16 protein-coding genes are annotated in these 20721 nt (G+C 35.8%); 12 read left to right on the plus strand and 4 right to left on the minus strand.

All coding sequences use genetic code 11. The features are described 5' to 3' along the window. Nucleotides 1-97 precede the first annotated feature (97 nt). The 7 genes from A0F92_RS09115 (at nt 98) to A0F92_RS16070 (ending at nt 12536) form a co-directional block, all read left to right on the plus strand. Nucleotides 98-1243 carry a DUF3800 domain-containing protein gene (locus tag A0F92_RS09115; RefSeq protein WP_068244619.1) on the plus strand — a complete coding sequence of 382 codons (1146 nt, stop codon included), beginning with the start codon at nt 98-100 and terminating at the stop codon, nt 1241-1243. Between the two features lie 558 nt (nt 1244-1801). Further along, the gene (locus A0F92_RS09120; protein ID WP_167516973.1) at nt 1802-3619 is read left to right on the plus strand and encodes a tetratricopeptide repeat protein; all 1818 of its coding nucleotides are present in this window, start codon (nt 1802-1804) and stop codon (nt 3617-3619) included. 489 nt (nt 3620-4108) lie between these two features. Then, entirely contained in the window at nt 4109-7420 is a 3312-nt protein-coding gene (locus tag A0F92_RS09125) for a helicase-related protein (RefSeq protein ID WP_068244625.1), read from the plus strand. Between the two features lie 2 nt (nt 7421-7422). Continuing rightward, nucleotides 7423-8475: a PDDEXK nuclease domain-containing protein gene (locus tag A0F92_RS09130; RefSeq protein ID WP_068244628.1), complete on the plus strand. Its 1053-nt coding sequence runs from the start codon at nt 7423-7425 to the stop codon at nt 8473-8475. 164 nt (nt 8476-8639) lie between these two features. Further along, nucleotides 8640-9008 (plus strand): four helix bundle protein, encoded by a 369-nt coding sequence (locus tag A0F92_RS09135; protein WP_167516974.1) that lies wholly within the window; start codon nt 8640-8642, stop codon nt 9006-9008. 22 nt (nt 9009-9030) lie between these two features. Beyond that, nucleotides 9031-12315 carry an Eco57I restriction-modification methylase domain-containing protein gene (locus tag A0F92_RS09140; protein WP_167516975.1) on the plus strand — a complete coding sequence of 1095 codons (3285 nt, stop codon included), beginning with the start codon at nt 9031-9033 and terminating at the stop codon, nt 12313-12315. Beyond that, nucleotides 12315-12536: an AAA family ATPase gene (locus A0F92_RS16070; protein ID WP_068244636.1), complete on the plus strand. Its 222-nt coding sequence runs from the start codon at nt 12315-12317 to the stop codon at nt 12534-12536. The genes A0F92_RS09140 and A0F92_RS16070 overlap by 1 nt, the downstream gene beginning before the upstream one ends. On the opposite strand, the gene A0F92_RS15600 is transcribed toward A0F92_RS16070, so the two are convergent. Continuing rightward, complete coding sequence (locus A0F92_RS15600; RefSeq protein ID WP_167516980.1) at nt 12514-12777, minus strand: integrase core domain-containing protein; 264 nt, start codon at nt 12775-12777, stop codon at nt 12514-12516. The two genes, A0F92_RS16070 and A0F92_RS15600, sit on opposite strands and share 23 nt — an antisense overlap. Nucleotides 12778-13297: 520 nt before the next feature. Here A0F92_RS15600 and A0F92_RS09150 point away from each other — a divergent pair. From A0F92_RS09150 to A0F92_RS09170, 5 genes are all read left to right on the plus strand, one after another. Continuing rightward, nucleotides 13298-13639: a type II toxin-antitoxin system RelE/ParE family toxin gene (locus A0F92_RS09150; protein WP_068244638.1), complete on the plus strand. Its 342-nt coding sequence runs from the start codon at nt 13298-13300 to the stop codon at nt 13637-13639. Beyond that, on the plus strand, nt 13620-13925 hold the full coding sequence (locus tag A0F92_RS09155) for a helix-turn-helix domain-containing protein (protein WP_068244640.1): 306 nt from the start codon (nt 13620-13622) through the stop codon (nt 13923-13925). The genes A0F92_RS09150 and A0F92_RS09155 overlap by 20 nt, the downstream gene beginning before the upstream one ends. Before the next feature lie 239 nt (nt 13926-14164). Beyond that, nucleotides 14165-14413: a type II toxin-antitoxin system Phd/YefM family antitoxin gene (locus A0F92_RS09160; RefSeq protein WP_068244642.1), complete on the plus strand. Its 249-nt coding sequence runs from the start codon at nt 14165-14167 to the stop codon at nt 14411-14413. Between the two features lie 10 nt (nt 14414-14423). After that, nucleotides 14424-14696, plus strand: coding sequence for a Txe/YoeB family addiction module toxin (locus A0F92_RS09165; RefSeq protein WP_068244644.1), 273 nt, complete (start codon nt 14424-14426; stop codon nt 14694-14696). Nucleotides 14697-15219: 523 nt separating this feature from the next. Continuing rightward, nucleotides 15220-17691, plus strand: a complete 2472-nt coding sequence (locus A0F92_RS09170; protein ID WP_253810314.1) for a bifunctional YncE family protein/alkaline phosphatase family protein — start codon at nt 15220-15222, stop codon at nt 17689-17691. 1 nt (nt 17692) lies between these two features. On the opposite strand, the gene A0F92_RS09175 is transcribed toward A0F92_RS09170, so the two are convergent. The 3 genes from A0F92_RS09175 to A0F92_RS09185 are packed head-to-tail and all read right to left on the minus strand — an operon-like array spanning nt 17693 to nt 20510. Continuing rightward, nucleotides 17693-18568: an aldo/keto reductase gene (locus A0F92_RS09175; RefSeq protein ID WP_068244646.1), complete on the minus strand. Its 876-nt coding sequence runs from the start codon at nt 18566-18568 to the stop codon at nt 17693-17695. Between the two features lie 23 nt (nt 18569-18591). Then, nucleotides 18592-19635: an agmatine deiminase family protein gene (locus A0F92_RS09180; RefSeq protein WP_068244649.1), complete on the minus strand. Its 1044-nt coding sequence runs from the start codon at nt 19633-19635 to the stop codon at nt 18592-18594. Next, nucleotides 19635-20510, minus strand: a complete 876-nt coding sequence (locus A0F92_RS09185) for a carbon-nitrogen hydrolase (protein WP_068244652.1) — start codon at nt 20508-20510, stop codon at nt 19635-19637. Before A0F92_RS09185 ends, A0F92_RS09180 begins: the two co-directional genes overlap by 1 nt. Between the last annotated feature and the right edge of the window lie 211 nt (nt 20511-20721).

The following is a 20721-nucleotide window of genomic DNA, read 5'->3' on the forward strand; positions in this document are numbered from 1 at the left end:
ATCAGCAAAAAAATATGTTTATAAATGAATGGGAAAGGAGGGTGAAATTTGTATATTTGAGAGTTAGCGGTAATGTTACTTGACACAAACATTCTAATTGAATAAAGCAAATATTTATATAGACGAATTTGGCAATACACATCTCGATCTCTCGAAGAAAGGGACGTTCTCACATTTTGTTTATTCTTCTGTAATAATAAATGAGGGGGACACCCAAAAAGCAAGAGATGTAAGGACTAAATTATGCAGAAATTTTAAGTTAGGACCAGACATGAAATCCTCAAATATTAAAGACGCACATTTTACCAAGCGACTTAATATTTTGGCGGAATTAGTTGCAGACTTAGATTTTAATATCGACGTTTTAGTTGTTGACAAAGCAAAAATAGATAGCGAAGGACTGAAATTTAAAAGAGTATTTTACAAATACTTTCAAAGCTTATTTATAAATAAGTATAATAGAAAGTATGAAGCCTATTCAATATGGGCTGACAAAGTTGGCGAAGAGTTTATGCACGAATTAAATGCATATGTAAATAAGAGCGTCCAAAAAGACTTATTTCATCCTGACCGAAGTTTTCAACTTGCCGATGATAAAAAAGATGAAAAGCTAATCCAACTTGCTGACTTTATCTGTGGGTGCGTTGGTAAAATATTTTGCACGAGCCATTCTCATGAAAAGGCAAGAGAAATATATAACATAATTCATTCACGAATTTCAGTCGATTATTTTCCATTTGATTATTCACATAAAATTGGTAGTTCCAAAGTCGGTGCAGCAATTGATGGCCAAATACAGCAAATGAATTTTAGCGTGATCCAAAAGTATTTTGACAATCCAAAATCTAATATCAATAAGGAGAAGGCGAGGCTTTTGGACTATTTAAGATTACAAAGTGAAATCAACCCAACCAGACTTGTTCCAACAAAAGAGATACTAGTTTATTTAACAAACTTTTTTCCGCACTATTCTAGTGAGAAAATACGGATACTTATTCGAGACCTGCGATACGAAGGTTTATTCATAGTGAGCCATTCAGGAAAGCCAGGTTACAAATTGGCAAACTGTTATCAAGACATTTCAGAACACTTTACACATTTCATGAAATATGTAATCCCAATGCTTCAAAAAGTCCAAATTTTAAATTCATCTATATCGAATATTTCCTTTAATAAAATTAACCCTATAGAAAAAGACCCAAATATGATAAAATTGAAGGAACTTCTTTCAGGACTAAAATAAACACTACCACCAATAACTAGGCGTTCGTGTTGCCCGAAGGGCAAGACATGAACGCCTCTGTTGTACGAAACCGGGCAATTAGATTATCTATGGATTTGTCGGGGTGTTGTTATGGAGTACAAAGCAAGCGGCGAGCTTGTTAAAGATTACGGACAGGCATTATGCTATTGCCCCCCTCTCAGCGTAAAATATCAACATCAAAACAATAAAACCACACTCGGCGTATGGCTGTGCCCACCCCCCCGGTTTTTGCCCACCTATGCCAACAACAATGGTATTATGTAGTTGGCTTTACAAAACAGAAAAAAAATATATGTACTTTGCAAAAAGGGCATAACGCAGTGTAAACAAGTAAAAAATATTTTTATAATGGAATGGAACAGGATGGAAAAAATTCGTATATTAGCGAGTTGTAGGTAATGCCATCTGACAGTTCACTAACTTTAACGGTTTAAAAAAACAAATAAATTATTAACACCTTTTATGCGGAATATTATCTTCTCACTGCTCTTACTCATGGGTTTCTCAAACATTGGGCAATCACAAACCGTAATAAAAATGAAAAGGGAGGGAGGTGTATCTATGATTCCGTGTAAGGTAAACGGACTAAATCTGAACTTCATTTTTGATACAGGTGCATCTGATGTTTCAATTTCACTTACGGAAGCATCTTTTATGTTAAAGAATGGATATTTAGACACTGCAGATATTATTGGGACTTCAAACTATTTAGATGCTAATGGTGACATAAATGAAGGTGTTGCAATTAATCTTAAAGAAATTGAGATTGCAGGTTTAAAAATGTTTAATGTTAAAGCCTCCATAATTAAAAACATTAAAGCTCCGCTTCTGTTTGGACAATCTGCTATCAGCAAATTAGGATTAATACAAATTGATTTAAAATCGAATACCATTACTATTTTTAACGGGAAAGGAACTTATGATTATTCTAAATATGCCCAATCCAAAAACAATGCACCTGATTCATCAGCAACAAGTAATATTAATAAATCTGAAAATGATTTTTTAGATGAAATAAAACTAAAAGTATCAGCAAACGATTACGAAGGTATCATTTCAGATTGCTATAGTATTTTAGAAATGAATCCAAATAGTGAGTATGCCTATTATTACAGAGCATATGCAAAGAATGAGTTAAAAGATTATCAGGGAGCTATTGAAGATTATAATAAAGCAATTTCTTTAAACCCAACAGATGCTAATGCATACAACAATAGAGGAAATGCAAAAGCCGATTTACAGGATTATAATGGAGCTATTGAAGATTATAATAAAGCAATTTCAATAAACCCAACATATGCTAATGCATATTACAATAGAGGACTTGCAAAATCCCTATTACACTATAACTATGGAGCTATTGAAGATTTTAATAAATCAATTTCATTAAACCCAACAAATTCTGGTGCATATTACAATAGAGGGCTTGCAAAAACCAAATTACAGGATTATCAAGGAGCTATTGAAGATTATAATAAAGCAATTTCTTTAAACCCAACATTTGCAGAAGCATATTACAATAGAGGGCTTGCAAAATCCCTATTACACGATAACTATGGAGCTATTGAAGATTTTAATAAAGCCATTTCATTAAACCCAACAGATGCTAAAGCATATATTGTTAGAGGAGATGCAAAAGCCATATTACAGGATTATCAGGGAGCTATTGAAGATTTTAATAAAACAATTTCATTAAGCCCAACAGATGCTAAAGCATATAGTGGTAGAGGAAATGCAAAAATCAAATTACAGGATTATCAAGGAGCTATTGAAGATTTTAATAAAGCAATTTCAATAAACCCAACAGATGCTAATGCATATGTTGGTAGAGGATTTGCAAAAGCCATATTACAGGATTATCAGGGAGCTATTGAAGATTTTAATAAAACAATTTCAATAAACCCAACAGATGCTAAAGCATATAGTGGTAGAGGACTTGCAAAATCCGATTTACAAGATTACAATGGAGCTATTGAAGATTTTAATAAAGCAATTTCAATAAACACAACAGATGCAGAAGCATATCTTAATAGAGGGCTTGCAAAAGCCAAATTACAAGATAGCTATGGAGCTATTGAAGATTTTAATAAAGCAATTTCAATAAACCCAACAGATGCAGAAGCATATCTTAATAGAGGGCTTGCAAAAGCCAAATTACAAGATAGCTATGGAGCTATTGAAGATTTTAATAAAGCAATTTCAATAAACCCAACAGATGCTGATGCATATTTTTTTAGAGGAATTGTGAAAATTATTATTTTGGGAACAAAAGAAAGTGGTTGTATGGATTTAAACAAAGCAAGGGAATTGGGTTCGACAAATGCAGACAATGCCATAAAAACCTATTGTAAATAGACAAAAAGTTTTGGAAGCGTTTGATATGGTGTTGGCACAACATCGGTAACCGTTGCACAACTTCTTTTGCCATGCAAAACCTAAGCACCTAACCCCAAAAATGACCTCAGTAGAAGCCTTTTGAGCTTACAGTGTATAATAGCCATGAAGTTGTGGAAAGAAAATGGAAGAGCTATTACATTAAACCAGTAATATCAATAGTTGAAATTACCTATTCATTGCACCAATAAAAAAAATATTTCTTTAGCAATGTAGGCTACAAAATATTTTTTTCATCTACAACATTACCTTTGAAAAACCAACAAAAGGTAAAATGCAATATCAAATTTGTAAACCCTAATACGGACAATAAAAAATGTGTAAACCTGATGTAAAACAAACAGCAAAAAAATGTAAACCTTTTGCAGGACGAGGCACTTTGGAGGACTGGAACATTTAAGCGAAGGACTAAAAGAGGCAGAAAAACAGATAAAAAAGCAAAAAGAGATAATGTCATCTAAATTTTTTACAAATAAAAGTGAACGAAGTATGTTCGATAAATTCAAAGGAATTATCGAACACATGAAAGACTTATATGCCTTTCATGCGGTTGTAGGTTACTTCCGTTCTTCGGGTTACTTCGCTTTACAACCATACCTGAAAGACTTAAAAGAAATCAAAATATTAGTCGGCATTAATGTTGACCAAATGTTTGCCGAATCGCAACGCAAAGGGCTTTTGTATTTCGGTGACGAAGAAAAAACGAAAGAAGAATTTTTGAAATGGTTTATTCAGGACATCAAAGAAGCCAAATATTCAGAAGAAGTTGAAAAAGGTGTTTTGCAATTCGTGAACGACTTGATTGACGGACGAATTGAAGTAAGAGCACACAATTCAAAAGCTATTCATGCCAAGTTTTATTTGTTTTTACCAGAACATCACAGCGAGCATTCAGACGGTTGGGTTATGATGGGTTCATCAAACCTTACAGAAGCAGGACTTGGTATTAAGAAATCACCAAACTATGAATTGAACATTGCACTCAAAGACTATGACGATGTGCAGTTTACCAAAAAAGAATTTGTTGAATTATGGGAACATTCAACGCCAATCCTGCCAGCAGATATTCAGCAGTTCAAACAAAAAACCCATATCGGTCAAACGTTCACGCCTTATGAACTTTACATTAAATTCTTGATTGAATACTTCGGAAAGAATATCGATTACGACCCAGACACGGTTGGTGATTTACCAAAAACATACAAAAAACTTTCTTATCAGATTGATGCCGTAAACCAAGGCTTTCAAATGCTGATGGAACACAACGGCTTTTTCCTATCTGACGTGGTTGGTTTAGGAAAAACAGTTATTGCAGCCATGATAGCAAAACGTTTTTTGATTGCCAATGGCTCATTGAATACAAAAATATTGGTTGTGTTTCCTCCTGCATTGGAAAAAAACTGGAAAAACACATTCAGACTTTTTGGAATTGATAGACACACCAAATTCATCACCAACGGACGATTGGACAAAATTGTAAACGGTGATGATTTGAACTACTGGGCAAAAGAGGATTACGATTTGGTTTTAGTTGACGAAGCACACCGTTACAGAAACCATACTTCACAATCCTTCGGATTACTTCAACGAATTTGCAAGGCTTCAAGAAATGGCGAAGGCTTGGTACCGGGAAAGAAGAAAAAAGTCATTCTTATTTCTGCTACTCCATTAAATAACAGACCGCAAGATTTATATTATCAGTTGCTTTTGTTTCAAGATGCAAGACGAAGCACTTTACCGGTAACCAATTTGCAAAGCTTCTTTGGACCAATCATTCGTGAGTTCAGAGAAATTATGCAACAAGATGAACCGAACATTCAACGTATCAGAGAACTGTATTCAATCATTCGTGAAAAAGTCATTTCTCAAATAACGGTTCGCAGAACAAGAAGAGATTTAAAGAACTATCCGAAATACATTGAAGATTTAAAAGCACAAGGAATTGTGTTCCCCGAAATAGCTGCACCCAAACCAAAAATTTATGAGTTTGATGCCAAGTTGAGCAAGCTATTTTATCATACCGTTTTCTACTTGACCGATGATGATAAAATACAGTATTATCGCTATCAGGCAATCAAATATTTAAAACCTGAATTAAGAGAGAACTATTACGAACAAGCCATTTTAGTTTCTCAATCGTTGGCAGGTATCATGAAAACTTTAATGGTGAAAAGATTAGAAAGCAGTTTCACTGCTTTTAAATCATCATTAAAAAATCTGACCACTGCCACAGGCAGAATGATTGATATGTTTGACAAAGGAAAAGTTTTAATTGCTCCCGACTTGCGTGTGAACGACATGATGGAGAAAGGTTTCAGTATTGAAGATTTGGAAGAGATGATTCTTAAAATGAGCGTCGAGAATCCAAGAAACAATGTTTTCAGTCCTGATGATTTTGATAGTGGATTTATTGAAGGGCTAAGAAAAGACCATTTGCTTTTGCAGGAATTAGTAAAAGAATGGAGCAAAGTAGAGCAAGACCCAAAACTGGATGCTTTTTTAAATACCCTCAAAGATGAACTGCTGAATCAAGATATCAACCCAACAGGTAAGTTGGTTGTGTTTACCGAAAGCACCGATACCGCAAATTACCTGGCTGAAAAAGTTGAAGCATTCCTAAATACAAAAGTTTTGAATGTTTCAAGTGACAATAGAAGCAAGATTTTTGAAACCATTCAGGAAAATTTTGATGCTAACTACATTGGTGAGAGAAAGAACGATTACAATATCATTATCACAACCGATGTTTTGGCAGAAGGTATAAACCTGCATCGTTCTAACGTAATTGTAAACTATGACACGCCTTGGAATGCGACCCGACTCATGCAACGAATTGGACGGGTAAACCGCATTGGAAGTGTGGCAGGAGTTATTTACAACTACAACTTCTACCCTTCTCAACAAGGTGATGAAGAAATAAAACTATACAGTAATGCTTTAATAAAACTCCAAGGATTTCACACGGCTTTTGGTGAGGACGCACAGATATACACACACGAAGAAATGTTGGAACAGTTTGAATTGTTTGATGAAGGATTACCTGATGATGAAGACAAGCGATTGCATTATTTGCGTTTCATCCGTGAGTTTAAAGACAACCATCCAAAAGAATTTAAACGCATCAAAGCATTTCCGCTAAAAGCAAGAACCGCAAGAAGCAACCAATATGCTCAAAAGGAAGATATGCACGCTTCAACAGTGGTGTTTCTGAAATCGCCTTACAAGATGGAATTTTATAAAGTAAATGGCAATAATAAAGTAAGCTCTTTAACCTTTTTAGAAGCAGCACAAATTTTTGAAGCACCAACTACCGAGCCGCCTTTTGAATTGCCTGAGAATCATTATGAACACGTTCAGGCTGCTTTGAAATCATTTAACGAAGACTTTTTAGGTGGAACAACTGAAAAGGTTACAACTACCGACAAAGCCGATGCAAATACCAAACAGGCTTTGAAATTCTTACGCGACTTCAAAGCCATAACACACCAAGCCGTTGTAAAAAAAGCCTGCCAAACCTTGCAACCCATAGTTGAAAGCGGAACTTACACCCCATTGGCAAATGAGTTGAAAAAGCTTAGTCAGCAATTTTTCAGCAAACGAGAAATTACTACTTCGCAAGTGGATAATTTACTGATTGCCTTGGCTAAAAAATATGATGCTTTTACCAGTGACGATGAAGAAAACAAACTGGAAGAAATTGACACCAATCCCGAAAGTATCGGCACACCTGAAATTGTGCTATCAGAAACTTTTATTGACTAAATATGAGCAAACTAAGAAATACGCATACCGAATTCAAGCAAGTTGTTTTACTGATTGAAGAAGCCAGAAACAGGGCTTTTCATAAAGTAAACGAGGAATTGGTATTGCTGTATTTCAAAGTGGGCAATATAGTTTCAGAGAAGGTTTCAGCGGGTGCATGGGGCGAAAATACGGTTGAAGAACTGGCTTCATTTATTCAGGATAATTGCTCCGGACTTAAAGGCTTTAACCGTAGAGGACTTTATAGAATGAAACAGTTTTATGAAACCTATTCCTCACCCGAATTTGTGTCAACACTGGCGACACATTTAAAAAAGCCTGAAAATGAAGTAAAAAATATTGTGACAACACTGTTGACACAATTACAATGGTCTGCACATCTGCACATTTTAAGCAAAACCAAAACTCCCGATGAAAAACTGTTTTACCTGCATTTAGCCATACAGGACAAACTATCAGTAAGAGAACTGGAACGACAACTTAACGCGGCAGTGTATGAAAGAACCACTTTTTCTAATCAAACTTTGCAGAAATCACTGCCTCAATTGCCACAAAACTTTTTCAAAGACCCATACATATTTGAATTTTTAGAACTGCCCGATGGGCATTCTGAAAAAGACCTTGAAAAAGCATTAATTATTAACCTGCAAAAATTTATTCTGGAAATAGGTAAAGGATTCACCTACATGGGCAATCAGTATCGCTTGCAGGTAGGCAATAAGGATTATTATACCGACTTGCTGTTTTATCATCGGGATTTGCAATGTTTGGTATTGTTTGAACTGAAAATACAAGAATTTGAACCCGAGTTTTTGGGTAAACTCAATTTCTATTTGGAGGCATTAGACCGTGATGTAAAACGACCTTTTGAAAACCCAAGTATTGGCATTTTACTTTGCAAGGGCAAAGATACAGAAGTGGTAGAATATGCCATGGCACGCAATACTTCCCCTGCTATTATAGCCGATTACGAAACCAAACTGATTCCGAAAACTGTGTTGGCAAACAAACTTCATCAATTGGTGGAGCAACTTACTAGGGAAACTGAATTATGAGTGATGAATTATGAGTGATGAATTATGAGTGATGAATTATGAGTGATGAATTGTGAGTGATGAATTGTGAGTGATGAATTATGAGTGATGAATTATGAGTGATGAATTGTGAATGATGAATTGTAAATGATAAATTATGAGTGATAAATTTTGAATGATAAATTATGAGTGATAAGAAGCATGTATTAAAAGATAAATCGTTTGCATTTGCTTTACGGTGTATAAGCCTATATAAGCATTTAAATGAAAATAAGAAAGAGTTTGTGATAAGTAAACAATTGCTGCGTTCAGGTACTTCGGTAGGAGCAAATATACGGGAAGCACAGAATGCGGAAAGTAAGGCGGACTTTATTCATAAATTGGCTATAGCTCAGAAAGAATGTGACGAAACCATTTACTGGCTTGAGCTTTTGTATGAATCAGAATTCATAATCAATAGCGAATTTGAAGCATTAAACAACGAAGCAAATCAAATTTTAAAAATGCTCCGAAGTTCTATTCTAACTACCAAACAAAAATCTCATTACTCATAACACATCATTCATAACTAACAACGTGGATAAGAAGAAATTACAAAGCATATTATCTAAGCCCTTTGTGCTTGCTGACTGGCGGAACTTATTGACAGAGGTTTTTGGCGTAAAAAACTTTCTGCAAAACCCTGCTGCAATTCCCTTGGCAAGTAATAAAAAAGCACAATCGGCTTTTGAGTTGGGGAGCTTCAATACGGCAGATGACAGAATTATCGGTTTGTATTTGGTAAAGGTAAAACCCGAAGTTTGGCTCGAAAGAAACAAAGTCGGATTAAGAGAATTGCTTCGTTCCGTTTACAAATACGATGTGGATGGAGCTTTAATCGTTTTTGAGCAAGCAGACAAATGGAGATTAAGTTTTGTTAGTGAAATCAGAACATTTGATGAAGAAGGTAACATTACCAAGAAAGTAACTGAACCCAAACGATACACTTATTTATTGGGTAAAGGAGAAAAAACAAAAACACCGGTTGACCGGCTTTTCAGTATTGCGGGAAAGAAACTGTATCTGGAAGAAATCCGAAATGCCTTTAGTGTTGAAGCACTCAATGAAGAATTTTATAAAATTGTTGCAAGACACTTTTATCAGTTGGTTGGTGCAACAGAAGGCAAAGGAGCCAAAGCCATTACTTACGATAGAGTTTTGAATTTGCCTATTGGCAAACCTTCTGATAATGCTTCAAAGAAAATTTACCAAGAATTTGCAGTAAGGCTTATTGGTAGAACTGTGTTTTGTTGGTTTTTGAAAGTAAAGAAATCCGATGAAGGTATATCACTTTTACCCGAGCATCTTTTGAGCAGTGAAGCGGTGAAGAAAAACCCCAATTATTACCATTCCGTTTTAGAGAAACTGTTTTTTCAAACCTTGAACACGCCAATGCCTGAAAGGTGGAAAGATTTGCCTGATGGTTGCGAACAGATTCCTTTCTTAAATGGTGGTTTGTTTGAGCCACAAACAGAGGACTATTATAAACCCAACAAAACAACAGGACTTTCAGAACACATCAACACGCTTAACATTCCTGACGAATGGTTCAAAGAGTTTTTTGAAAATTTGGAACAATACAATTTTACCATAGACGAAAACAGCGTAGTTGATATTGAAGTAAGTGTTGACCCGGAAATGTTGGGTAGAATTTTTGAAAATCTATTGGCGGAAATTGACCCTGACAGTGGCGAAACTGCCCGAAAAGCAACCGGTAGTTTTTATACGCCAAGGGAAATTGTGGACTACATGGCCACCGAAAGTTTGGTGCTTTATCTGCATAACCAAACCCAAATTGACAAAGATCTATTAAAACCCATTTTCAAAATTGATAGCGAGGTTTCATTTTCAAAGACTGATTCAGAAAAAATACTGGAAGCACTTGACCGATTAAAGATACTCGACCCTGCTTGTGGTTCGGGTGCTTTTCCTATGGGTGTGCTCCAGAAAATAGTAATGGCTTTGGAGAAGCTTGACCGTAATGCCGAATGGTGGAAAGCCAGACAGATAAGCCGTATTGAAAATGCTTTGCTTAGAAAACAAGTAAAAGAGAAACTGGAACTGACCACCGTTGAATATGCCAGAAAAATTGGTGTAATACAAAACACACTTTACGGTGTGGACATTCAGCCCATTGCAGCCGAAATATCCAAACTGCGTTGCTTCCTCACTTTGGTGGTTGATGAAAACATTGATGAAACAAAGCCCAACAGAGGAGTGGAACCATTACCTAATTTGGAGTTCAAATTTGTAACTGCTGATGCGCTATTAAAATTACCTGATGAAAAAGATTTTGGCGGTCTGTTTAATTCATTTGATGATTTAGAACAGCTGAAGCAAATTCGTTTAGACTACTTGCAAAGCTACGGTGAGCACAAAAATGAATTAAAGGCAGAATTTAAACGCATCCAAGACAAGATTTCGAAGCAACAAATTAAATCGGGTGTTGCGGATGTGAAAAGTAGAGCATTTTTAATCAGTTCATGGAATCCATTTAATCACGAGAAAGTAGATTGGTTTGATCCTTCTTGGATGTATGGTGTAAATGACTTTGACATTGTTATTGGAAATCCGCCTTATAAGATATTGACGAAGAACAACACGGAGGAAACTATTCTCAAAAATTATTTAAACAATTACAAAACAATTAAGACTGCGAATTCCAAAAACATCTATATACCATTTATAGAACGTGGTGTTGATTCTCTTTTGAATTCAAATGGCCAATTATGCTTTATCGTTCCTGAAGGATTATTTACTACAAGAAGTTACATCGATTGTGTTGAATTAATGAAACGAAAAGGTTCTGTTCCAATGATTACTACATTCACAGAATTCGTTTTTGAAAATGCCGTAACAGGAAATTTAGTATTTGCTTTTTCCAAGTCATCTAATGATGAAACAAAAAGATTTCATTTTGACAAACACTACAACATTTCAAACTTAGTTAAGACAGAAAATAAAATTATAACAAGAATCCAAATTGCAAAAACAACCCCCCTTAGTGAGGTTGCAACCCTTTTTAAAGGAATGGTTGTGGCTGATAGAGATTCTGTTGTTGGTGAGGATAAAAGTTTTGGAGAGAATAAATTTTTACTTGGGAAGAGTATTGAAAAGTGGAGTGTTATAAAAGAATTCTATACGAATTATGATTCACTCAACATTGTCGGTGGAACCAAGAAGAAAACTAAACATGATACCATTCCCAGAATTTTAGTTCGTAGAACTGGAGATAAACTTTGCAGTGCCTTTATAACAGAACCTGCACTTACCGAAAGCACTTTGTATTCATGTTGGTCTAATTCAGACAGCTTTGATAATTATTTCTTGTTGGGTTTACTGAATTCGAAATTACTTACTTATTTCATTAGACAATCAATGATTACAAATAAGCAAGCATTTCCACAAATACTGATGACAGATTTGGAGCTATTGCCAATTATAGTTTCGGAAAAGAAAAGCCAAGAAGCTTTGTCAATTGTTGTTAAATACATACTTCATTTAAAAAAACTTGGTGAAAAAGTAACTATCAACGAATTTGTTCCCAATAGCCATATCGTTCAATTATTGGAGGAAGTCATAGATGCATTGGTTTATGAACTTTATTTTGAAGAAGATTTCAAAAAGGCAGGCATTGAGTTTATGAAATATGCTCAAAGAGATTTTAAAAGCATAGAAGGGGAAGGCGAAAAGGAAGCGATAGAGATTATTAAAAAAGCCTATCAAACCTTGCGGGAAAAAGACAACGAAATCCGAAATAATCTTAAATTAATGGAAATCAAACTGGCTGATTTAATCATGCCCATTAAAACTGCCAAGTAATGAATAAGATTAAACAGATAAAATTGAAGCACTTCAAGTTTTTCTACGGCGAAGTTACCATAGACCTTGAAAGACAGAATGCTTTGATTGTCGGAGAAAACGGCAGTGGTAAAAGTAGTTTGTTCCTAAAGCGTGGTTGTGTAGGCACCCCATTTTTAGTACAGTTCAAGAGTAGCATAATTTTTCATGTCAATTGTGTTAGTGCAATCTATTGGGCGTAGTGAGGCGAGGCCCAATAGATGGTTGATTTTTTTCTCTATACATTTTTGGCGATATCCCACCCAGCGCATCATGCGGCCGTGTAGTATTGTAATCGTCAACCCATACCTGGGTTACTTCTCTTACTGCATCAATTGTATCCAACCAATAAGCATCTAAAATACAGGTCCGGGATGTTGTATTAAACCGTTCTACATAGGTATTCTGGGTGGGTTTACCGGGTTGTATGTATTTAAATTCGATATTATGGGCATTACTAACTCCGTGTTCACGGTTGTTTTTTTATGCTGATTGGCCTTGATTATACTCTTTTAAAATACTGGCAATCGGGTGGGGACTGAATCTACTCTTTTTCATCATTAAACGCACTATTTTGGGGGAGCTTACATTGATAAAAAAATTTGGTTTTTAAATTAAAAATGTGTATATTTAGTTGAATAAATATTAAAAAACAAAAAGCCTCGTAGCAATGTGCGAGAGGGTAGCAAAGCTGCATACTGCAGTGCGTGGATAAATGAAAAGGAGTGGGTACCGGAACCAATAACCAAAGTTGGCTTTACGAAACAGAAAATAAATATATGTACTTCGGAAAAATGGCTTAACGCACTGTAAATCAGCAAAAAAATATGTTTATAAATGAATGGGACAGGGGGTAAAGATTCGGGTATTAGTGAGTTGGCGGTCATTCTAAAACGACGCTGCTCCACGAAAAAAATTTCCTGAAACACTTGCCTTATGTTGTCTAAATAGTTAACTTTGTCAAGTGAAAAATATTAGACAGGTTATCGCATACAAAAGGTACTTTTTGGACTTTTATGAAATCCAAACAGATAAAGTCCAACGAAAAATTGAATGGACTTTGAATCTTTTGCGGACAATAGACCGAGTTCCTAAAAAATATTTTGACCATATGACAGGAACAGACGGACTTTTCGAAGTTCGTGTGGAATTGGACAGTAACATTTTTAGAATTTTCGCTTTTTTCGATAAAGGGAATTTGATTGTTTTAGGAAATGGCTTTCAAAAGAAAACTCAAAAAACACCAAAGACCGAAATTGAAAAAGCATTAAAAATAAAAGCAGAATATGAAAAAGAAAGAAAATAATATTACCACTCTTGACGAAATTCTCGACAATAAATATGGTAAACGAGGAGCGAAAAAAAGAGAAGAATGGGAACAAGAATTTGAGGCTTTCCAACTTGGAGTTTTACTTGAAGAAGCAAGACTTAAACTTGGCTTGACACAAGAACAACTTGCCGAAAAAGTTGGTACGAACAAGTCTTATATTTCACGGATTGAAAATAATGCAAGTGACATCCGACTTTCAACTTTAATGAAAATTATTCAAACAGGTTTGGGAGGACACTTGAAACTGACTTTGCAACTCTGAAAAGAAAAAGAACGAACCGCCAACAAGGTATTGCCAAAAGCGGGGCTGAACGGCTTCGTTTGGACATTTGTGCAAGGTTCAACATTCGTTCTACGATTGAACTTTAGTGCTAAAAATCCCCGCCTTCGGCAATACCCAAACCGTTGGTTGCAAGCGTGCATTTTATAATATTTCAACTTTTTTAAAATAAAGTACGGTATTTTGTACATAATTATGTACATTTGTAAAAATTGATAATTATGCAAGCTGTATCAATATCCCAGTTAAGGAGTAATATGAAAAAATATCTGGACGATGTCTCAAAATCGTCAGATGTAATTGTTGTTTCCAGAGCTGCCGAGGAAGAAGCTGTTGTCATTCTCTCTATGAAGGAATACAATTCTCTTAATGAAACAGGACACCTTCTTTCAACTGCTACAAACAGACAGCGTCTGCATGAGTCCATCGACCAATTAAAACGAGGGAAAACTCGAAAATTTAAATTGTAAAATCCTATGTATGAATTTCGAGTTTACGGAACATGCATGGGAAGACTTTCAATATTGGATCGACACTGATAGCAGCATTGTGGAAAAAATTAAAGACCTCCTAAACGAAATAAAAAAAACGCCTTTTAAAGGAACTGGAAAACCTGAACCTTTGCGATACGATTTGAAAGGTTATTGGTCAAGACGAATTACAGGCGAACATAGGCTTGTATATAAAGTTGAAGGCAAAAAAGGCGTAGATCAAAAATGTTACGTTATTCAATGCAGGTTTCATTATGATTAAAGCCTGCGCCCAATAACTTGGCGTTCGTGTTGCCCGAAGGGCAAGATATGAACGCCTCTGTTGTACGGAACCGGGCAATTAGATTATCTATGGATTTGGGGTGTTGTTATGGAGCACAAAGCAAGCGGAGAGCTTACACACACTTCCTCCACTGGTTAGTTTATCAACAATTTAATGTGAATTGTAAAAGAAAAAAAAACAAAAAAAGGTAGTAATAATAAATATTTTAATGATAAATTCATAAGGCAATACTAAAGTACGAAGAACGCCGATCTTTAGCATAAATAATCAACATTTGTATTTTTTATCATCGGTTCCGGACTGTATACTAAAAAAAGTAGCAAAAAAGAAAATTTATAATAGTATATTTATTTGTAATTAATTGATAAAAACAAAGCTGAAGTACGGAGTTCTAATGTCGCCATATCGCCAATGTGAAACCGTTGTAGACAATACAATCACTCTAAAAATTTGAAGTCTTCCAATAATATGGCACATTTCATAATTCCTTAAACCAAGGTTTATGAAATGTTGCATAACTTTATTTTTAAAACATACCATGATGTGCTATCGTATTTTAATGTTTGTTGCTATGTTGTATGGCTCGTCCTTGTATTCACAACAGGTTAGTTTGCCCGGTAATAAAACTACGCTACCCAATGGATGGAGTTTAACCCCCGCCGGTAAACAATTATCATTGGGTGACTTGCCTTTGAATATGGCTGTGAGTACTTCCAAAAAATATTTGGCAGTAACCAATAATGGACAAAGCACACAATCCATTGAATTATTTGATGTTCAACAGCAATTAAGATTAGATAGTGTAACCATTCCCAAAAGTTGGTATGGCCTTGCATTTGGTAAAAATGATCAGTATCTATACGTATCCGGCGGAAATGATAATCGTATTTTGGTTTACAAAATCAATAATAGTAAACTGCATTTACATGACTCTATTATTTTAGATAAAAAATGGCCGGTAAAAGTTTCACCGGCAGGTATAGCTGTTGATCATCAACAGCATCGATTGTATGTTGTTACCAAAGAAAACAATAGCCTCTATATCATTGATTTACAAAAAAATACCATTCTTTCAAAACTTCCATTAGGTGCTGAAGCTTATACCTGTTTATTTTCTCCTAAAAAGAACGAATTGTATATCAGTGTATGGGGTGGAGAAAAAATTCTCTGTTACAATACTTTGAAACAAAAAATTACAGATAGTATTCATGTAGGCAGTCATCCCAATGAAATGGTTTTATCGCACAGCGGAAAATATCTTTTTGTAGCCAATGCTGATGATAATACCGTATCCGTTATTAATACAAACTTACATCAAGTAATTGAAACATTCAACACTGCATTGTATCCGAATGCACCAACGGGGTCAACTACCAACGGTGTTGCTTTGTCGGAAGATGGTCATACTTTATATGTTGCAAATGCAGATAACAATTGTCTTGCAGTGTTTGATGTTGCTATTCCCGGAAAAAGTTTTTCTAAAGGTTTTATTCCTGTTGGGTGGTATCCTACCAATGTAAAAGTAATTGGCAAAAATATTTTTGTTACGAACGGGAAAGGTTTACAATCTTTTGCGAATCCTTTAGGTCCTAATCCTGCTTCTAAAAGTGAAAGTGTATGGTATCATAAAGCCGATAATAGCGTAAAAGGATCTGTTGAATATATTGCAGGAATGTTTAAAGGTAGCCTGAGTATTATTCCTGAACCTAATAAAGCATTATTGGCACTGTATTCACAACAGGTATATGAAAACACACCTTATACCAAGTATAAAGAATTACATGCGGATGGTGAAGTTGGTAATCCAGTCCCATTCAGGGTTGGTGATAGTTCTCCCATTCAGTATGTGTTTTATATTATTAAAGAAAATCGAACTTATGATCAGGTGCTGGGTGATATTCCCGAAGGCAATGGCGATACCTCATTGGTTTTGTTTGGTGAAAAAATTACACCCAACCAGCACGCATTGGCCAGACAATTTGTTTTATTAGACAATTTTTATTGTGATGCAGAAGTAAGTGCCGATGGACATAACTGGAGTTTAGGTGCTTATGCCAACGATTATCTGGAAAAAACATGGCCAACATACTATGGTGGTAGAGGCGGTTCCTATGATGCGGAAGGTAAAAGACCTATTGCCAATAATAAAAATGGTTTTATTTGGGATTGGTGTAAAAAACAAGGCATTAGTTATAGAACTTATGGCGAATTTGCAGATGACTATCAACCCAATATTCCCGTTTTAAAAGATCATTTTTGCCCTAATTTCACCGGTTGGGATATGAATGTGAAAGATACCTCTCGGGTAAGCCAATGGAAAAAAGATTTTGATTCTTTGGTGGCCATTCATCGATTACCACAATTCAATAGTTTAAGATTGATTACCGATCATACCGAAGGAATGAAATTAGGCAGGCCTTCGCCATTTGCACATGTGGCTGATAACGATTTAGCAGTGGGTTTATTGATTGAGCATTTATCGCATAGCCCTGTTTGGAACCAATCAGTTGTATTTATTGTTGAAGATGATGCACAAAACGGACCCGATCATGTAGATGCGCATCGGGCACCGGTTTATGTCATCAGTCCGTTTATAAAAAGAGGGTTTGTTGATCATACCATGTATTCAACCAGTTCTGTTTTAAGAACCATTGAATTAATATTAGGTTTACCACCTATGTCGCAGTATGATGCTGCTGCCACACCATTGTGGCGCTCGTTTTCCAATCAGACTAATTTTACGCCTTATCAGCACATTCCTTCCAATGTAGATTTGAATGAACTCAATCTTCAAAAAAACAGATTATCCGCTCTTAGTAAACATTTTGATTTTACCAAAGAAGACAGGGTGCCGGAAAATATATTCAATGAAGTGTTGTGGAAGGGAATAAAAGGTTTGGATGCTACTGTCCCAAAACCAATGCGTGCTGCATTTGTCTTGATACCAGATTCCGGGAAAAAAGATGCTGATTAAATCAGGCAATTTCCTCACCTCTTGCTGCTACCCATAACCGAAACCAATCTTCATCGGTGAGTTGAATGGAGGCGGCATTTTTTGCCTGAATTAATCTTTCCATTTTAGTAGTACCTACTACCGGTAAAATACCTGAGGGATGTTTGTGCAACCAGGCAATTAAAATTTCATTCGCTCCTGTATTGAATCTTGTTGCAATGGTGGTTGCCACCTGAATAATACTTCTATATCGGGGATGATTGTCATCATTAATTAATCCACCCCCTAAAGGCGACCAGGCCATTGGTGTAATATTGTGTTCAATACACGCATCTAAAGTGCCATCCACAAAAGGATGAAGATGTAAAATAGATGCTTCAATTTGGTTGTATTCAATTTTCAAATATTTTGAAAGCATTTTTAATTGATGGGGTAGAAAATTTGAAACGCCAAATGACAATATTTTCCCCTGTTGTTGTAATGTGTGTACTGCTTCTGCAATTTCCAAAGGATGCATTAAAGGATCGGGTCGGTGAATGAGCAACACATCAATGTAATCTGTTCCAAAATGAAGGAGTGATTGCTCTGCAGATTGTATAATATGCCTGGCAGTTGTATTATAGGTTTTAATGGCATCAATGCCACTCTGCGGATTAGGCAAAACAATGCCACATTTTGTTATAATTTGAATCTTGGTTCTTATTGAAGATTGCGATTGTAACACCTTGCCAAATGCAGCCTCAGTTGTATAATCTCCATATATATCTGCATGATCAAAACTGGTAATACCTGCTTCAATACAGGCTTCAATAACATTACTATAATCGGTAAATGAAAAATCAGCGCCCCATTTCCCCCAGCGCATACAACCGGCTATTGGTGCTTTTATTGTAGGCATAGCTATTGTTATTATGTATAAAATTAAATAGCAGGTTCTTGTTGACTTAAACAATGCCAGCTACCCAGGCCCCATATAACATCTGTTGAATCGATTCCGATAACAGCCCGATCAGGAAATAACTGTGATAAAATATCCAATGCTTTTTCATCATTTTTATTTCGATATGTAGGCACAATAACCGCTTTGTTTGCAATATAAAAATTGGCATAGGAAGCAGGCAATCTTTGCGATTCATAAATAACAGGTAATGGCATGGGTAATTCAACAATATTTAGTTGTTTGCCATTCAATAATTGCATTTGTTGCAATTGTTTAAGGTTATGTTGCAGCAATGCATAATTTTCATCATTTTTATTTTCTTCCACAACAGTAACAACGGTATCCGTATTTATAAATCGAACAGTATCATCAATATGCCCGTCGGTATCATCTCCAACAATTCCTTCATCAACCCATAAAATTTGCTCCACCCCATAATATTCATGCAAATATTTTTCTATGTCAGTTTTTGATAATTGTGGGTTTCTATTTTTATTGAGTAAGCAGGCAGTTGAGGTAATTAGCGTACCTGCATCATTAAAATCTACTGAACCGCCTTCCATAACAATACCCGGATAAAAAACTGGTAATCCTAATTTTTCCGCAATGCGAGTTGGAATAATATCATCCAAATCATAGGGTGGGTATTTGTTGCCCCAGGCATTATAATTCCAGTCAACAATGGCTTTTTTTTGTTCAGTATGGTGTAACAGAAATGCGGGGCCGTGATCGCGGCACCAGGCATCGTTGGTAGGATGATGAAAAAAGTCGATCATCGAAAGATCAACTGAAGCCTGTTGTAAAATTTCTGCGGCAAATTGTTCCATCTTTCCATCAGCCACATTAATACACACTCTTTCTCCTGCCGATACTGCTTTTATAAATTGTGCATAGGGCGAATAGATAGTATTAATTTTTCCGGGCCAACTGGCTTCTTTATGTGGCCAACTGAGCCATGTAGCCCTGTGTGGGTGCCATTCGGCGGGGAAAAAATAGCCTTGTTGTTGCGGGGTTGTCTGTTCCATTATAGTTCGTCTATAAATCTTTTTGTAATGGGTTGATAAGAATCAATTCGTCTATCTCTCATAAAAGGCCAGTGTATTCGATAGCTATCTGTTTTTTCAAGATGAATGGGCACTACCATTACTTCTTCATGATCATGCGATGCCTGATGAAGTATGGTGCCGAATGGGTTACAAACAAATGAACCACCCCAAAATTTCATTAATCCATTTTGTTCTGTACCTACTCTGTTCACACTTACTACATGCACTCCATTGGCAATAGCATGGCTTCTTTGCATGGTTTGCCAGGCATTAAATTGCTCAATATTTGTAGCTTCATCTTGTGCCGAAGCCCAACCAATAGCAGTAGGATAGAAGAGTATTTCTGCCCCCATTAAACTGGTAATACGGGCTGCTTCCGGATACCATTGATCCCAGCAAATCAGTACCCCAATGGTAGCATATTTTGTTTTGAAGGTTTTATAACCCAAATCGCCTGGCGTGAAATAAAATTTTTCATAATAAGCGGGGTCGTCTGGTATATGCATTTTACGGTACTTACCTAAATAAGTGCCATCAGCATCAATAATAGCAGTAGTATTATGATATATTCCCTGTGTTCTTTTTTCAAATAAGGAGGCTATAATTACCACATTCAATTTTTTTGCTACAGTTGATAATGCATCGGTGGATGGCCCCGGAATATTTTCTGCCAAAAGAAAGTTATCATAATCTTCTACATCACAGAAATATAGTGAAGTGAATAATTCCTGTAAACAAACTATTTGAGCGCCTTTGGCAGCTGCAACTTGTATTTGTTCAATAGCTTTTAATAAATTGGATTGTTTTTCTTTGGTGCAGCTCATTTGTGCCAGTCCTACATTTACAATTGACATGCTCAAAATTTTTTCAATGCAAAAATAACGGTTGAAACGCGTAAATACGAAGGAATGCTGATATTTTAACCATAAGGTTATGCTACATAAAAATCCCATTCCGTTCAAATTTGGAATGGGATTGAATTGTTTTGAGGTAAGAAGAACTGTGGGTATTAATATCTGTTATATCCACCACCGTTACCACCGCGATCGCGATTGTAGCCACCGC

Source organism: Hydrotalea flava, from assembly GCF_001623405.1.
Lineage (GTDB): Bacteria > Bacteroidota > Bacteroidia > Chitinophagales > Chitinophagaceae > Hydrotalea > Hydrotalea flava.

Coding starts and splice junctions, on each gene's coding strand:
- A0F92_RS09120 (WP_167516973.1), top strand. CDS start 1,802: ATGAAAAGGGAGGGAGGTGTATCTATGATTCCGTGTAAGGTAAACGGA.
- A0F92_RS09125 (WP_068244625.1), top strand. CDS start 4,109: ATGTCATCTAAATTTTTTACAAATAAAAGTGAACGAAGTATGTTCGAT.
- A0F92_RS09130 (WP_068244628.1), top strand. CDS start 7,423: ATGAGCAAACTAAGAAATACGCATACCGAATTCAAGCAAGTTGTTTTA.
- A0F92_RS09135 (WP_167516974.1), top strand. CDS start 8,640: ATGAGTGATAAGAAGCATGTATTAAAAGATAAATCGTTTGCATTTGCT.
- A0F92_RS16070 (WP_068244636.1), top strand. CDS start 12,315: ATGAATAAGATTAAACAGATAAAATTGAAGCACTTCAAGTTTTTCTAC.
- A0F92_RS09155 (WP_068244640.1), top strand. CDS start 13,620: ATGAAAAAGAAAGAAAATAATATTACCACTCTTGACGAAATTCTCGAC.
- A0F92_RS09160 (WP_068244642.1), top strand. CDS start 14,165: ATGCAAGCTGTATCAATATCCCAGTTAAGGAGTAATATGAAAAAATAT.
- A0F92_RS09165 (WP_068244644.1), top strand. CDS start 14,424: ATGAATTTCGAGTTTACGGAACATGCATGGGAAGACTTTCAATATTGG.
- A0F92_RS09170 (WP_253810314.1), top strand. CDS start 15,220: ATGAAATGTTGCATAACTTTATTTTTAAAACATACCATGATGTGCTAT.
- A0F92_RS09175 (WP_068244646.1), bottom strand. CDS start 18,568: ATGCCTACAATAAAAGCACCAATAGCCGGTTGTATGCGCTGGGGGAAA.
- A0F92_RS09180 (WP_068244649.1), bottom strand. CDS start 19,635: ATGGAACAGACAACCCCGCAACAACAAGGCTATTTTTTCCCCGCCGAA.
- A0F92_RS09185 (WP_068244652.1), bottom strand. CDS start 20,510: ATGTCAATTGTAAATGTAGGACTGGCACAAATGAGCTGCACCAAAGAA.